We start from the raw sequence: 14167 nt of genomic DNA on the forward strand, positions 1-14167 counted from the left end.
GAATGACAGAAGTGCGAGAGTGCGAAGGGACGAGGCGCTCTGCCCGCAAGCGATGCAACCGGGTTGTCAATTCCGTGAAGTGGCGGCCCAACCGGCTCAACAGCGTACTGAACGGTCTTACTAGCGGTGCCTGATCAGCCGGAAATCGGCAAAGGGTGCCGGGTATGCGCGGTCGTGGAGCGGTGATCGCTCGATCTCTTGCAGACCAGCCAATTCGAGCGCCGCGGCGAATTTCGCCTCGTCGGCGGTTTGCCGGCAAGCCGCCTCGAGCGAAGCGATGCGCGCCAATTCGTTGCCCGCCTTGGCAGTGATGGATTCGATCAGCTTGATCACATTCCCGGGCGCGTCGCGCTGGCCGAGCACCAGCGATTGCCGGATCGCCTCGGCAATCTCCCATGCCGCCGATTGCGGGCCGAACCGCTTGGCGCCCTCCACCGGGGCCTGCGTGATCGCCGGAGGGATCGTCCTCGTCCCGAGACCCGGCATCGAGAGGCTGCGCCTGGCGATAGCGGGTAGATCGCAATCCTCGAGAACCCACCGGATCTGCTCCTGCCGGTCGAGGTTGTAGGCCAGAATAGGCCCATCCTGACGATGGGTGATCAGGCCGACGATGCCGTCCTTGCGCAGCACCCGTGCGACTTCCCTGGCCGATTTCGGCAGGTCGCTGTATTCGAACCCGAACTGGCTGACGACAGCAGTGAAGCGCCCGTCGGGCAAGGGCAGCCGTTCCATGGCGACGCCCGAACGTATCTTCGTCCCGCGCGGCGCAGCGGGCAAACGGTCGGCCAGATCGACCCCGAGGAGCGAGAGATCGCTCCGGAAACCCCCCAACCAGCGCAACACCAGGCCATCACCGGTGGCGAGATCGAGCACCCGCGCGTTCTTCGGCAGTTTGCGAGCAAAACCGGCCCATGCCTCGCGCTGGGCCGTATCGATGCCCTGCCACGCCTTGGGCAGACACCCACTGCCCGACTGCTGGTTCTGCGCCCAGAAATCGCTCCATGCGCTGCGGTGGTCGACACTCATGGAGCGGCTCCATGCGCCAGACTGACGTCGAATGCCACCGTCATCCGTCGATCCCCAGCAAACGGGCGCGTGCCGTGGTAGAGCGTGCTCGGAAACAGCGCGAGATGCCCTTCCTCCGGCTCGATCGTCGCGATCGGTCCGAGATCGAGTCGCAGGTCGGGCGGAGGGCGCCCGAGCTCCAGCCAGCCCGCTTGCGGATCCTCCCCGCGCGCGCGCGGGAGCAGGCAGTAGAGCGCCGAGGAGATGACCCCCTGCGGATGGATATGCGCCGTGTGATGGTCGCCGCCCCCCGACAGGCGCACCGACCACGACCCGGAAATGTGCCACGGCTTGTCGCGATGGCGCAAAATCGGATGATCGGGGTCGACCGGCGGCATCTCGCGGCGATGCTGCTCCACCGTCGCCAAGATCGCATCGTGTAGCGCCGCCAGTTCGGGCTCGACCCGGTCGAACAGCAGCCCGCGTGTCTGGCTCCCACCGCGCAGCGACTGGCCGAGCGGCATGGGCGAATTGTCATGCAGGCGGTGCAGAAGCTCGATCGCCGGCGGGAGCACCTTTTCCGCATCGTGCAGCGGGCGCAGCCGGTGCATCCCGGGCTGATGGTGCAGCCATTCTGCGCGCTGATCGCCCGCAAGCCGCCAGACAATACCGCGCAGTGCCCAGGGAAAGATCGCATCCGGTCGGATGGCGATGGCCTTGTCCAGCAGGCTTGCGGCACGATCGTATTCACCCCGCCTGATCCGGTGGCGCGCTTCCTGCTGCCACCTATCTGGCGACTGGACCGCAAGCCGGGCGTAGATGTGATCTGCCCTGTCGTCGTCTCCCGACGCGCCGGAATGGATCGCCTCGAGCAGGGCAAATTGCTCGTCATCGGGGAAGCGCCTGCGCGCCTGTGCCACCACGTCAGCGGCTTCGGCATGAAAATCGAGACCGGCGAGGATGTTGGCCCAGGCAATCGGGATCGACCGGTCATCCGTGACGCGTTCCATTGCCCGCTCATAATGCGACGCGAAGTTCGCTTCGCCCATGGCCAGACGCAATTGCGCCAGCAGCTTCAGGCCCTCGTCCCACTGCGGCATCGCCTCCACCAACTGCTCGGCAATGTTTCGGGCACCGGCGATATCCCCCATCACGTCGAGCGTCTGTGCGCGGGCAAGCCACAGGTCCGCATCGTTCCGATTGACCGACAAGGCATGGTCGACACGCGCCAGTGCATCGCTTTCGCCGCGTTCGATTGCCACTCTGGCGCGACCGTGCAAAGCCTTCGCGCGCTTGGGCTCGATGGCCAGCGCGCGATCGTACCATAGCGCAGCTGCCGCAGGGTTGTGCGCGCCGCGTTCGACTGTCCCGCGGGTCGAGCAATAGACGGCATTCGCGCGCCCCTGCGCTTCGACAGGCAGCAATACGGCGACGGCTTCCGTGTGTCGGCCGAGCCCGGACAAGGTAATGGCCAGATTCACGGCAAACTCGACCGATGTTGGTGCGAGGCTTGCCGCCGCTCGGAATTGTACCTCGGCTTGGGTCTTGTCTCCGAGCTTGAGCAATATGTTGCCCGCACTGTTGTGCAGCGCTGCATCCAGCGGGTGTTCGCTCGCGGCGGCGGCGAGGATCTGGCGAACTTTTTCGCCGCGCCCGGCCTGCAGCGCAGCCAGCGCGCGGTCGCGCCACTGGGCAGGCGACAGTCCGCTCACCGGTCGCGGAACCAGCCTGTAATCGCGAACCTGCCCACCGGCGCGAACGGCGGGACATAGAGCACCGCGTGATCCTGCGGCACAGCGAACATATTCAGCGCGTTGAAACGGGGCCGGAAGCCCTCGACGATATCGCCATCCGCATCGTAGAAGACGAGATAGCCGCCCCAGTCGCGCTGCCATTCGTCGGTCGTGAAATTGAGCACATAGGCGATCCGCCAGCCTTCGGCGACGTGGCTGTCGCTGTGGCTGGCAAGGAAGTGGTTCGGCCCGTAGAGCGTCGCCTGCCCGTCGGCCTTGACGAGTTCGGGCAGGCCTGTGATCTCGCGCACCAGATCCATGAAATCCGGCGCGTTGAGATGTTCGAGCAGCAGTTCGTGCGGTCCGCCCGGGTTCCAGCCTTCCTGCACCGCCTGCACCAGCGAGTACTGGCCATAGCGAAAGGCATAGTCGCCCCCACGCGCCGCATCGTCGGTTTGTCGGTAAAGCTGCTGGATTTTCTGTTGGCCCTCAGACGAACGGGTTTCCTGCGCCAGCACTTGCTGTGGCTCGATCCCGGGGCCGTCACCCGCCTTGAAAGCGAGCCCCCAGGGGGTGTGCTGCTGCAGGATCAGGCGGACTTCTTCCGCAGTCTCGCGGGTCAGCACATCGCGCACCTGAATGCGTCCATTGCAGGCAAAGCGGTCCGCCAGCGCGGCCCGGTCGAGCGCAGGATTGATTGCGAAGAGTGGCTTTTCCATTGCCCGGGCACGATAGGCATCCCGCCTTGACCCGCAAGAGGGAACGTCGGAACTCTCCCCCACGCCATCCCGCACGCCGGATCGCTTGATGCTTGACCACCCCGAGGGCGGCGCTTAACGCTTACGCAAACGGAAACCGCGATTTCCGAGTCCTGCAGGAGAGCCCCCGATGCCCGAAGCCTATATCGTCGAAGCCGTACGCACCGCCGGAGGGCGTCGCGGGGGACGTCTCGCGGGGGTCCATCCGGTCGATCTCGCCGCCCGGTCGCTCGACGCGATCATGGAGCGCAGCGGGCTCGAAGCAGGCGCGGTCGACGATGTCGTGATGGGCTGCGTGAGCCAGGGCGGCGAGCAGGCGATGCAGGTCGGACGCAACGCGGTGCTCGCAGCGAAGCGTCTCGGCGAGGGCGTTCCCGCGGTGACGATCGACCGGCAGTGCGGCTCCAGCCAGCAGGCGGTACAGTTCGCCGCGCAGGCGGTAATGAGCGGCACGCAGGATGTGGTGATCGCGGCCGGGGTCGAGAGCATGAGCCGCGTGCCGATGGGCTCGACTGCGATGTTCCACATGAAGGAAGGGCTGGGGAACTACAAATCGCCCGGCCTCGAGGAGAAATACCCCGGCATCCAGTGGTCCCAGTTCATGGGGGCCGAGATGATCGTGAAGAAGCACGGCTTCACCAAGGATGACCTCGACCGCTTTGCGCTCGCGAGCCACCATAAGGCGATTGAGGCCACGCAGGGCGGAGCGTTCGCGGCCGAAATCGTGCCGGTCGAGGTGGAAACGTCCGAAGGCAGCGCGATGCACACGGTGGACGAGGGCATCCGCTTCGATGCGACGCTGGAAAGCATCTCCTCGGTCAAGCTGCTCAGCCCGGAAGGCACGATCACCGCTGCAACCAGCAGCCAGATCTGCGACGGATCGAGCGCGGTGCTGGTGGTGTCGGAACGCGCGCTCAAGCAGTATGGCCTGACCCCGCTCGCGCGCATCCACAATTTGACTGTGACTGCCGGCGACCCGGTGATCATGCTCGAGGAACCGTTGTTCGCGACCGACCGCGCGCTGGAGCGTGCGGGCATGACAATCGGCGACATCGACCTGTATGAAGTCAACGAGGCCTTCGCACCTGTGCCGCTCGCCTGGCTCAAGCACACCGGAGCCGATCCGGAAAAGCTCAACGTCAACGGCGGCGCGATCGCGCTCGGCCACCCGCTGGGAGCATCGGGCACCAAGCTGATGGCGACGCTGGTCCACGCCCTGCGTGCGCGCGGCAAGAAATACGGCCTGCAGACGATGTGCGAAGGCGGCGGTGTCGCCAACGTCACGATTATCGAGGCGCTCTAACCCGTCCTTCGAGACGGCTCGGACTATGTCCTCACCTCCTCAGGATGAGCGGAGGTAGGATTGGACACCCGCTCATCCCGAGGAACGAGGGTGCAAGCCCGAGCGTCTCGAAGCCCGTTCATCCTGAGGAGCGAGGGCGCATGCCCGAGTCCCGAAGGACAGTTTGGAGAGAACAATGGAAGTCAGCAGCAATACCCCGGCCGTCGTCACCGGTGGCGCATCGGGCCTTGGCGAAGCAACCGCCCGCGCGCTTGCCGCGAAGGGCGCGAAAGTCGCCATCTTCGACATGAACGAGGAAAAGGGCCAGGCGGTCGCCGCCGAGCTCGGCGGCATCTTCTGCAAGGTCAATGTGACCAGCGAGGAAGACGTCGATGCCGGTTTTGCCAAGGCGCGCGAAGCGCATGGGCAGGAACGCATCCTCGTCAACTGCGCCGGGATCGGCAACGCGATGAAAACCGCCAGCCGCAGCAAGGAAGACGGCAGCATCAAGCACTTCCCGCTGTCGGCGTTCGAATTCATCATCCAGGTCAACCTGATCGGCACCTTCCGCTGCATCGCCAAGTCGGCGGCGGGCATGCTGACGCTCGACCCGCTGAGCGAAGACGGTGATCGCGGCGCGATCGTCAATACCGCATCGGTGGCGGCGGAAGACGGACAGATGGGGCAGGCGGCCTATTCGGCGTCGAAGGGCGGCGTCGTCGGCATGACCCTTCCGATCGCGCGCGACCTGATGAGCGAAGGCATCCGCGTCAACACCATCCTGCCGGGCATCTTCAACACCCCGCTGATGAACGCCGCGCCGCCGCAGGTGAAGGAAGCGCTGGCCGCATCGGTGCCGTTCCCCAAGCGCCTCGGCTATCCCGAAGAATACGCCAGACTGGCGATGTGCATGATCGAGACCGGCTATTTCAACGGCGAGGACGTGCGCCTCGACGGCGCGATCCGCATGGCGCCGCGCTGAAGAATATCCTCCCCATCGACTTGCGATGGGGAGGGGGACCGCCAAGCCGCAGGCTTGGTGGTGGAGGGGCTGGTTTCGCCTTGCGCCTCCGTCAGCGCTTCGCGCTGCGACCTCCCCATGACCAGTTCATGGGGAGGAAAAGGAGAGAGACATGTCCGACTTCACCCAGATCAAGCTCGACATTGCCGATGGCATCGCCACCATAACGCTGCACCGGCCGGAGAAGATGAACGCCTTCACTCGCACGATGATGCAGGAATTCATCGAGGCGCTGGACGTGACCGATGCCGACGACAGCGTCCGCGCGGTGATCGTGACCGGCCATGGCGACCGGGCCTTCTGCGCCGGGGCCGACCTGACGCCCGAAGGCGGAGGTCACGTATTCTCGGATCCCAACCCGGTCGAAGACCTTTCGGACCAGCGCGTACGCGACGGGGGCGGGCGGCTGACCCTGCGGTTGTTCAATTCGCAAAAGCCGCTGATCGGGGCATGCAACGGCGTTGCGGTGGGTGTCGGCGCGACCATGCAACTGCCGTTCGACATCCGCCTGTGTTCGGACAACGCGCGTTTCGGCTTCGTATTCGCGCGGCGCGGGATTACGCCCGAGGCCGCGTCGAGCTGGTTCCTGCCCAAGCTGGTCGGGATGCAGAAAGCACTCGAATGGTGCATGACCGGGCGGATTTTCGATGCGCAGGAAGCGCTCGACGCTGGCCTTGTGCGCTCGGTCCATCCGCAGGCCGAACTGATGGACGCGGCTATCGGCATTGCCCGCGAGATCGCCGACAACACCTCGGCAGTATCGGTCGCGATGACCCGTGCAATGCTGTGGCGGATCGGGGCAGGGGGGCACCCGATGGATGCGCACCGGATCGACAGCCGTGCGATCTATCGCCTCAGCCGGAGCAACGACGCGAAAGAGGGCGTGGCAAGCTTCCTCGAAAAGCGCGCCCCAGCCTATCCCGACACGGTCTCCGCCGATATGCCCGATTTCTATCCCTGGTGGGACGAGCCGGGATACGAATAGTTTGCGCGGCAAAAGTCGCCGGATGAGCGCTTGCCATCGAAACCGGTTTCCTTAGTAACCGGTGCGATGAGCAACGCCGACGCCTCCGATTTCGATCTTGCGACCTTCCTGCCGTACCAGCTATCGGTCGCGTCGAATGCGGTGAGCAACCGGATCGCGCAGGTCTATCACCGTGAGTTCGGGCTCAAGGTTACCGAGTGGCGGGTCATGGCCATGCTGGGGGATGCTGGCGCGCTGACCCAGCGCGAACTGGCGGAACGCACGGTGATGGATAAGGTGGCAGTCAACCGCGCGTGCAAGGTGCTGGAGGATCGCGATCTGGCCCGGCGCAGGCCCAATCCCAGTGACGGACGTTCGCACATGCTCGAGCTAAGCGAAGCGGGCGTGGCAATGCACGGCAAGATCGTACCGCGCGCGCGCGCGATCGAAGCGAGCCTGCTGGAAGCGCTGGGTGTCGAGCGCGAAGATGCGTTTCGCGACATCCTCGGGCGAATTCGCGAGCAGGCGACGCAATTCGGCCCCGAAGCCTGATCGAGGCTCCGGGGCCGAACCACTGCCCTTTGGGGTCGGGTAATTTTGGCTAGCGCCCCGGCTTCGCCGCAAACGCATCGCTGATCGAACAGGCCGCCGGGCCGAGAATGACGATGAACAGCACCGGCAGGATGAACAGGATCAGCGGCACCGTCATGATCGCAGGGAGGCGCGCGGCCTTTTCTTCGGCGCGCATCATGCGCTCGTTGCGGAATTCGGCCGACAGCACGCGCAGCGCCGATGCGAGCGGCGTACCGTAGCGTTCGGTCTGCACCATGGTGGTGACCACCCCGCGCACCGATTCCAGGTCGACACGATAGGCAAGGTTGTCGAATGCCATCTTGCGTTCGCTGAGGAAGGACAGTTCGATTGCGGTCAGCGCAAACTCGTCGCCCAGTTCGGGATAGGCCCGGCCCAGTTCCTTGGCCACGCGGTTGAACGCGGCATCGACGGTCAGGCCGGCTTCGGCACAGATGACCAGCAGGTCGAGCGCGTCGGGCAGACCCTTGCGGATTTCGGTCGTGCGCTTGCCTGCCTTGTTCTTGAGGAACAGTTCGGGACCCTTGTAGCCGATGAATACGGCGAAGCCGAGCGCGGCGACACGCTTCATCTGCCAGTCGGGATAGATTTCGACCACATAGAACATGATGAAGGCACCGATCCCCAGCACGATCGGCAGTACCATGCGGGCCGCGATGACCATCACCGCGAGTTCCTTGTTGCGGTACCCGGCGTGCGCCAGCTTTTGCTGGATGACCTCGACCTGGCTCTGCTGGAGGACCTTCATGCCCTTCAGCGTGTCCTTCATCTTCTCCGTGCCTTCGGTCTTGCGAACGAGGCTGGTGCGCTTGCGGCCTTGCGACTTGACGATGCCCGCCTTGAGCTCGTCGCGCCGTTCGTTGAGCGCCTTGACCCGCTTGGCCATCGGGTCCTTGACCGTGATGGCGGCATAGATTGCCAGCATCACCGCCAGGGCAGCTACGCCTGCGAGGATCGTGCCGACGAAGATGACATCGAAACCGAGGAGCGTTGGTCCGGAACCTTGACTGATCATGTTCTGTGTCCCCGACTCAGATTTCGAAGCTGACCATCTTGGCCATGATGAAGGCGCCGATGCCCATCCAGACCATGCCGCCAAGGCCGGTCGCGATAAGGCGATCGTCTTCGAAGAAGCCGCCGACGTAACCCGGGTTGATCCACCAGATCATCCCGAAAACGATGAAGGGCAGCGCGCCGACGATATAGGCCGAGGCTTTGGATTCCGAGCTCATCGCGCGGATCTTGAGCTTCATCTGCGCGCGTTTGCGCAGCACGTCGGCGAGGTTCGACAGTGTCTCTGCGAGGTTGCCGCCCGTTTCGCGCTGGATCGCGAGGGTGATGCAGAAGAAATTGAATTCCGGGATTCCGAGGCGGTCTGCGGTTTCCTGGAGAGATTCCTCCATCGAGCGGCCGATCTTGATCCGCTCGACGACGCCCTTGAACTCGAGCCCGACCGGGCCGGGCACTTCCTGCGCCACTACGGCGAGCGTTTCGGTCACCGGCAGGCCCGAACGCAGACCGCGGACCAGCAGTTCGATCGCATCCGGGAACTTGGCATTGAAATCGTTGGTGCGCTTCTTGATGAAGCGGTTGACCACCAGGTGGGGCAAGCCGCCACCGATCACCGCCCCGATGCCAAGCGAAAGCGGCAAGGCTCCCGATCGAAGGTAGACGATCAGCGCGATACCAATTGTCAGGCCAAGCGAGGCGTAGATGTACTGGGTGATCGTCCAGCCCTTGCCGGTACGATCAAGACGTCCGGCCAGGGCTTCGGAGCGCGAACCCGCGCCGGCCATCTTGAAGGTCTTCGGTTTGCGCGCGGCGATCGCTTTCTTGAGTTGCGATTCGACTTTGGTGTCGGTGCTTTGCGAATGGCGATAACGGACCGACTGGAGCCGGCGCTGGCTCTCTTTCGCGGCCGAAGGGCCGGACAGCGCGGTGTAACCGATGACCATGAAAGCCATCAGTCCGCCACCAAACAGCAGGAGCTGTAGGATGCTCATGCGCTCGACCTGCCTTTCCTTACTCGTTCAATTCTTGATCCTGCCGGCGCTCTCCGATTGACGGAAATGCACCGGCACCCGGGCTATTGAGCGGCGACTTTTGCGCCCTTCGAAGACTTCTTTGCGAGGAGCGACTTGAGGTCGAACCCGCCGAGCAAAGATTTCTTCTCCGGACTGTCGTCTTCGGCTGCCTCTTCGGAAGCCCCGAGGATGCGATCCGCCAATTGCTTGATGACCGAAGTGGCCTTGGCCCCGCGGTTGGCGTCGACGAACGTCTGCCCTAGCTTCGCCGAATTGGCCGCCGCCTTGATGTCGTAGGGGATCGAGAAGTCGATCTTCCGTTCGATCGAGGCTTCGAAGTCCGCCTTGCTGATCTCCGAAATCGTGCCCTGCACCTTGTTGGCCACAATCAGCGGCGTCGCATGGGCAGCGTTGGTCTTGAGCCAGGACAGGATGCGGATCGTGTCGCGCGCCGAAGCGAGCGTCATTTCGGTCGCCAGCACAACGACGTTGATGTCGGCAAGCAGGTGCGGAAAATTGATCAGCATGTTGCGCGGCAAGTCGACCATCGTCATCTCGAACGCAGCGCGGAATTCTTCTTCCAACTGGAGGAACGCCGAACCGTCGGTCATCAGCGGGGCACTGATCGGTGCCTCGGCAGAGAGGATCGCGAGATTGTCGTTTGCGCGGATCATGGCGCGTTCGATGAACAGGCCGTCGATACGGCTGGGGTTGTCGATCGCATCGGTCAGGCCGCGGCCCGGCTCCAGGTCGAGCGCGAGCGCGCCGGTCCCGAAGTGGACATCGAGGTCGAGCAAGGCGGTCGGCATTTTCTTGTCGGCGCTGAATATCCACGCCAGCGAGGTCGCCAGCGTCGATGCGCCGACGCCGCCACGAGTCCCGACGACTGCCGTCGAGATGTGCCGCTTGGCGGTATCCGGGTCATTCGCGCGGGGTGCAGCAAAGACCGCCTGTGCCTGGTTCAGTGCATCGCGCAGCTGCCCGGCCGAAAGCGGCTTGAGCAGGTAGTCGTGAATGCCGCTCGATACGAGATCGCGGTACAGGCGCACATCGTTGACCTGGCCGATCGCCACAACCACCGTGCCGGGTTCGCAAACCTCGGCCAGCGCGTTGATGTCATTGAGCGGATCGCCGCTCTCCGACAGGTCGACCATCAGGATGTTCGGGCTGGCCGAGACCGACAGCGACTGGACCGCATTGCGCAGACCGCCCTTGTTGCACTTCTCGGGCTGCCAGCCCATTTCGATGACGACCGGGCGCAGCACATCGAGCGCGGCCTCGTCGCAGATATAGGCGGCGAACGGATCGCGGTTGCCCGCGCCAGCCGGTTTCCAGGGAGCGTTCATGGTTTAGTTGCCTCCGCCGCTGTTCGTGCTGTTCTGGGTCAGGCCGCCTTCGCCGGTCGGTGCCTGCTCGCGATAGCTGCCGATCGCCTTGTTCGACGTCGATACCGTGGTGGTGCCGCTGCCGGTCTGACCGGTGATCAGATCTTCCGGATTGGCGACCATCGCCGCCAGATTGCTGTTGGTGGCGCAACCGTAGCCGGGCGAAGTCGCATTGTTGTAGTTCATGTCAGACGAAGCAGACCAATCGGGGCAACCGGGCACCGATGCGCTCGAACGGGTCACGACAATCCGGGCGCTGCCGGGCTGGATATAGCCTGCGGTAACCGGAGCACCCTCGCTCAGCAGCACACCGTGGCGTGCGGCAAGCTTGGCGATGGCTTCGCGCGTTACCGCGCTCATCATCGGATCCTCGATCGACAGGCGATCGCCATAGCCCAGTTCCATCGCTTCGAACCACGCAGACAGCCGCTGCTGTTCGGGAATGCTCAGCCCGCCGCCGCCCGCCTGAACGTCGAAGGTGAAATTGGTCCGTTCGACGACCGGCTGCTTGAGGCTGTAGAGACTCGGGTTGGTGGGCATGCCGCCGCACGCACCCAGCGCAAGGCCGAGCGAGAGGGCGAGCGCGCCTGCGAATTTGCGATTCCGTGCAAGTTGCATTGTACTCACCTTTCTCACTTGAGGCTGAAGCCGGGAGCCGCCGAGGCATCGGCCTGGCGTTCGCCGTTGGGTTTGGTTTCGCCGTTCTTGGCGCTGCGTTCGCTGGAACTGCCCGGCGGCAGGACCGCCGCCGGATCGATCCGCGACACTGCAGGCGGCGGGGCGTCCTTGTCACGCACGGTAGGAACCGGACGTTCGGAAACCGGGCCTTCGGTGGTCTGCTGGTAGCCGAGCAGACCCTCGAGCGCATTGGCGGAGTTGAAGCCGTCGGTCGGCAACTTGATCTGGTTGCCGTCGACCGGCTTGACCAGATAGGGGGTCACTACGATCACCAGCTCGGTCTCGCCCCTGCGGAACGAGCGCGAGCGGAACAGATTGCCCAGGATGGGAATGTCCCCGACACCCGGTGCCTTGTCGATCGTGTTCTGCGCATTGTTGCTCATCAGGCCGGCAATCATGAAGCTCTGGCCCGAACCCAGTTCCACCGTGGTTTCCGCGCGGCGGATCGTCAGGGCAGGGATCTGGAAGCCGTTCAGCGTCACCGCACCCTGGCTCGAAAGCTCGGACACCTCGGGCCGGACCCGGATCGAGATCCGGCCGTTCGCCAGCACTGTCGGGGTGTAAGCCAGGCTGACACCGAACTTGCGATACTCGACCGCCGTTGCACCAAGGCCCTGGCTGATCGGGATCGGGAATTCGCCACCGGCAAGAAAGTCTGCGGTTTCGCCCGACAGTGCGGTCAGGTTGGGCTGCGACAGCGTGGTCACAAGACCCAGCGTTTCGCCCGCGTCGAGCGTGCCCAGCAGGTCGAGACCCAGCAGTCGTCCGAGTCCGGCGATAGTGGTGCCGCCACCGCTTCCGGTGATGACAGTCGTTCCTTCCGCGCCTTCGGTCACACCGACACCGACCGGTCCACCCGGCGTCCATTGCGGGCCGCTGATGCCGCGGCCGTTGGTCACGCCGAACTGGAAGCCGCCGGTCGAATCGGCGGTCGCCAGGTTCGAGCTGATGTTGCGCACCAGCGAGCGGCTGACTTCAGCAAAGCGCACCTGCAGGTTGACCTGAAGCGGCGTCGCCATCTTCAGGCGGCTGATCACATTGGCATTGTCACCCATGAAGGCCTGCACGAGGCGTTCGGCCTCGGCTGCGTCCTCGGGGGCGGCAACCGTACCCGTGAGCAGGACGGTGTTGCTACCCATGGTTGCGACCGAAATCTGCGCTTCGGGCATCGCGAGGGCAAGCATCTGGTCGACGCTGCCGATGTTCGATCCGACGCGGATATTGGCCGACCACACGATGTCGCCACGGGCGTTGCTGGCATAGACTGTTGTTTCGCCGCCGGCCTTGCCGAACACATAGAGCTGGCGCTGCGACTTGACCTGGACGTCGGCAATCGCGTCGTTGGCGATAAACACGTCGGCCATGGCACCCGGCACGTTGACCAGTTCGCCGCGCCCGATCGACAGGACGATTTCCTGCTGCGGACTAACGACCGACTGTGCGGTGGCAGTGCCAGCCGGAATTCCGGCGAGCGGCGCCATGGCCAGGCTGGCGAGCAGCACTGTTGCGGTGAGACGGCGTTTCATAGTCCTGCCCTTCGGTTGGATTGCCTTCGTCATGGCGGCGTCGATGCGGGTGATTGCGATGTTGTTCATGTCGCGCCTCAACGGATCACGGTGGCTTGCGCGGCAGGCATGACGCTGGCTGCGTCCTGCACGCCCTTGCGCTGCTGGCTGACCAGGTTACTGCCGCCACTGACCGGAACTTCGGTCGTGGTCTTGCCCCGGGTCACGCGAACCGAAGGGCCTTGCGGCACGGGAGACGACGGGGCGGCTGCCTGTGGTGCAGGACCCATCGGGGCGGTATTCCCACCGATCGAACGTGTATCCTTCGGCGGCATGCTCGAGCGCTGGAAGCGGGACACGTCGCCACCGGTGGTGTAAGTCGTACTCTTGTCGATCGGACGCGACATGGCGGCGCGCAGGATCTTTTCTTCCTGCTCGGGCGTGGCGTTGTCCGGGATCTTGATATCGCCCGAGGCGATCGCCTTCTCGAGCTCGCTCTGGTTGTCGGAAATCGAGCGCAGCGAGAGGCTGAGCGTACCGATCGTCTGTGCAACCGCGATCTTCTCGGCGATGCGCGGGGTTACTTCGAGCGTGACAGTACGGAAGGTGCGGACGACGGTGCCGCCGCTTTCATTGGTGTCCTGGGTGGTCGACTGGTCGGTCGCAAGGACGCGCAGGTTGGACAGGATGGTTTCCGATGCGCGCAACGTGTCTTCGTCGCCCTTGACCGACTGGGTGAGGACGAGGTCGACGCGGTCGCCCGGGAAGACGAAGCCGGCAACGCCGGTCTTGTCCGAAACGGGGACGGTGACGGCACGCATGCCCGGGCCGAGGGCAGCGGCGAGGAAGCCGCGGTCTCCCGGCTTGACCAGCGAGCCCTGCGTCACCGGTTCGCCCGCAGTGATGGGAAAGCGGACAACCGTCCCGATCAATTGCGAGACATCCGATTCACCGTCGATGAAATAGGCATCCTGGACCAGCTCTTCCGGCCACTGCTGGAAGCTGATTGCATCGGCGGTGATGATCGTGCCAACGGGCAGGCTGCGCTGTGCAACAAGGACCTTGGGCCCCTTGGGGACGGGCGGTGCAGCCTCGGCCTCCGGCGCGGCGGCTCCTGCAAACATGCTCCGTGCCGCCATGGCGGTGCCGATCGCGATGATCAGCGCTCCGAGCAGCAGAACCAGCTTTTTCCTGTCCATGGCTTTTCAAGCCCCCTTAATT

Annotated in this window: 13 protein-coding genes; 4 read left to right on the top strand and 9 right to left on the bottom strand. The window is 64.4% G+C overall.

Going from position 1 to position 14167, the window contains the following annotated elements:
• Nucleotides 1-120: 120 nt before the first annotated feature.
• From NSO95_RS12950 to NSO95_RS12960, 3 genes are read right to left on the bottom strand one after another with little or no spacing between them, the layout of a single operon-like run.
• On the bottom strand, nucleotides 121-1026 hold the full coding sequence (locus tag NSO95_RS12950; RefSeq protein ID WP_257596698.1) for a class I SAM-dependent methyltransferase: 906 nt from the start codon (nucleotides 1024-1026) through the stop codon (nucleotides 121-123).
• On the bottom strand, nucleotides 1023-2717 hold the full coding sequence (locus tag NSO95_RS12955) for a 2OG-Fe(II) oxygenase family protein (protein WP_257596699.1): 1695 nt from the start codon (nucleotides 2715-2717) through the stop codon (nucleotides 1023-1025). Before NSO95_RS12955 ends, NSO95_RS12950 begins: the two co-directional genes overlap by 4 nt.
• The gene (locus NSO95_RS12960) at nucleotides 2714-3457 is read right to left on the bottom strand and encodes a 2OG-Fe(II) oxygenase (protein ID WP_257596700.1); all 744 of its coding nucleotides are present in this window, start codon (nucleotides 3455-3457) and stop codon (nucleotides 2714-2716) included. The genes NSO95_RS12955 and NSO95_RS12960 overlap by 4 nt, the downstream gene beginning before the upstream one ends.
• Before the next feature lie 169 nt (nucleotides 3458-3626).
• Here NSO95_RS12960 and NSO95_RS12965 point away from each other — a divergent pair, with 169 nt between their 5' ends.
• The 4 genes from NSO95_RS12965 to NSO95_RS12980 all read left to right on the top strand — a co-directional run bounded on the left by NSO95_RS12965 (nucleotide 3627) and on the right by NSO95_RS12980 (nucleotide 7315).
• The gene (locus NSO95_RS12965) at nucleotides 3627-4799 is read left to right on the top strand and encodes an acetyl-CoA C-acetyltransferase (protein ID WP_257596702.1); all 1173 of its coding nucleotides are present in this window, start codon (nucleotides 3627-3629) and stop codon (nucleotides 4797-4799) included.
• A 175-nt stretch (nucleotides 4800-4974) separates the two neighbouring features.
• The gene (locus NSO95_RS12970) at nucleotides 4975-5760 is read left to right on the top strand and encodes an SDR family NAD(P)-dependent oxidoreductase (protein WP_257596703.1); all 786 of its coding nucleotides are present in this window, start codon (nucleotides 4975-4977) and stop codon (nucleotides 5758-5760) included.
• Between the two features lie 151 nt (nucleotides 5761-5911).
• Nucleotides 5912-6784, top strand: coding sequence for a crotonase/enoyl-CoA hydratase family protein (locus tag NSO95_RS12975; RefSeq protein ID WP_257596705.1), 873 nt, complete (start codon nucleotides 5912-5914; stop codon nucleotides 6782-6784).
• A 66-nt stretch (nucleotides 6785-6850) separates the two neighbouring features.
• Entirely contained in the window at nucleotides 6851-7315 is a 465-nt protein-coding gene (locus NSO95_RS12980; RefSeq protein ID WP_257596707.1) for a MarR family winged helix-turn-helix transcriptional regulator, read from the top strand.
• A 49-nt stretch (nucleotides 7316-7364) separates the two neighbouring features.
• Here the strand turns inward: NSO95_RS12980 and NSO95_RS12985 are convergent, their stop codons facing one another.
• From NSO95_RS12985 to cpaB, 6 genes are all read right to left on the bottom strand, one after another.
• Nucleotides 7365-8369: a type II secretion system F family protein gene (locus tag NSO95_RS12985; protein WP_257596708.1), complete on the bottom strand. Its 1005-nt coding sequence runs from the start codon at nucleotides 8367-8369 to the stop codon at nucleotides 7365-7367.
• 16 nt (nucleotides 8370-8385) lie between these two features.
• A complete protein-coding gene (locus NSO95_RS12990; protein WP_257596709.1) occupies nucleotides 8386-9357 on the bottom strand; it encodes a type II secretion system F family protein in 972 nt (323 codons plus the stop codon).
• Nucleotides 9358-9440: 83 nt separating this feature from the next.
• On the bottom strand, nucleotides 9441-10724 hold the full coding sequence (locus NSO95_RS12995) for a pilus assembly protein CpaE (RefSeq protein WP_257596710.1): 1284 nt from the start codon (nucleotides 10722-10724) through the stop codon (nucleotides 9441-9443).
• 3 nt (nucleotides 10725-10727) lie between these two features.
• Complete coding sequence (locus NSO95_RS13000; RefSeq protein WP_257596711.1) at nucleotides 10728-11381, bottom strand: CpaD family pilus assembly protein; 654 nt, start codon at nucleotides 11379-11381, stop codon at nucleotides 10728-10730.
• A 14-nt stretch (nucleotides 11382-11395) separates the two neighbouring features.
• Complete coding sequence (locus NSO95_RS13005) at nucleotides 11396-12967, bottom strand: type II and III secretion system protein family protein (RefSeq protein ID WP_257596712.1); 1572 nt, start codon at nucleotides 12965-12967, stop codon at nucleotides 11396-11398.
• 77 nt (nucleotides 12968-13044) lie between these two features.
• Nucleotides 13045-14145: a Flp pilus assembly protein CpaB gene (cpaB, locus tag NSO95_RS13010; protein ID WP_257596713.1), complete on the bottom strand. Its 1101-nt coding sequence runs from the start codon at nucleotides 14143-14145 to the stop codon at nucleotides 13045-13047.
• Between the last annotated feature and the right edge of the window lie 22 nt (nucleotides 14146-14167).

Source organism: Parerythrobacter lacustris (genome assembly GCF_024626475.1).
Classification (GTDB): domain Bacteria; phylum Pseudomonadota; class Alphaproteobacteria; order Sphingomonadales; family Sphingomonadaceae; genus Parerythrobacter_A; species Parerythrobacter_A lacustris.

Excerpts from the sequence above, each read along its gene's own strand:
- NSO95_RS12950 (WP_257596698.1), bottom strand. The coding sequence starts at position 1,026 with ATGAGTGTCGACCACCGCAGCGCATGGAGCGATTTCTGGGCGCAGAAC.
- NSO95_RS12960 (WP_257596700.1), bottom strand. The coding sequence starts at position 3,457 with ATGGAAAAGCCACTCTTCGCAATCAATCCTGCGCTCGACCGGGCCGCG.
- NSO95_RS12965 (WP_257596702.1), top strand. The coding sequence starts at position 3,627 with ATGCCCGAAGCCTATATCGTCGAAGCCGTACGCACCGCCGGAGGGCGT.
- NSO95_RS12970 (WP_257596703.1), top strand. The coding sequence starts at position 4,975 with ATGGAAGTCAGCAGCAATACCCCGGCCGTCGTCACCGGTGGCGCATCG.
- NSO95_RS12975 (WP_257596705.1), top strand. The coding sequence starts at position 5,912 with ATGTCCGACTTCACCCAGATCAAGCTCGACATTGCCGATGGCATCGCC.
- NSO95_RS12980 (WP_257596707.1), top strand. The coding sequence starts at position 6,851 with ATGAGCAACGCCGACGCCTCCGATTTCGATCTTGCGACCTTCCTGCCG.
- NSO95_RS12985 (WP_257596708.1), bottom strand. The coding sequence starts at position 8,369 with ATGATCAGTCAAGGTTCCGGACCAACGCTCCTCGGTTTCGATGTCATC.
- NSO95_RS12990 (WP_257596709.1), bottom strand. The coding sequence starts at position 9,357 with ATGAGCATCCTACAGCTCCTGCTGTTTGGTGGCGGACTGATGGCTTTC.
- NSO95_RS12995 (WP_257596710.1), bottom strand. The coding sequence starts at position 10,724 with ATGAACGCTCCCTGGAAACCGGCTGGCGCGGGCAACCGCGATCCGTTC.
- NSO95_RS13000 (WP_257596711.1), bottom strand. The coding sequence starts at position 11,381 with ATGCAACTTGCACGGAATCGCAAATTCGCAGGCGCGCTCGCCCTCTCG.
- NSO95_RS13005 (WP_257596712.1), bottom strand. The coding sequence starts at position 12,967 with ATGAAACGCCGTCTCACCGCAACAGTGCTGCTCGCCAGCCTGGCCATG.
- cpaB (WP_257596713.1), bottom strand. The coding sequence starts at position 14,145 with ATGGACAGGAAAAAGCTGGTTCTGCTGCTCGGAGCGCTGATCATCGCG.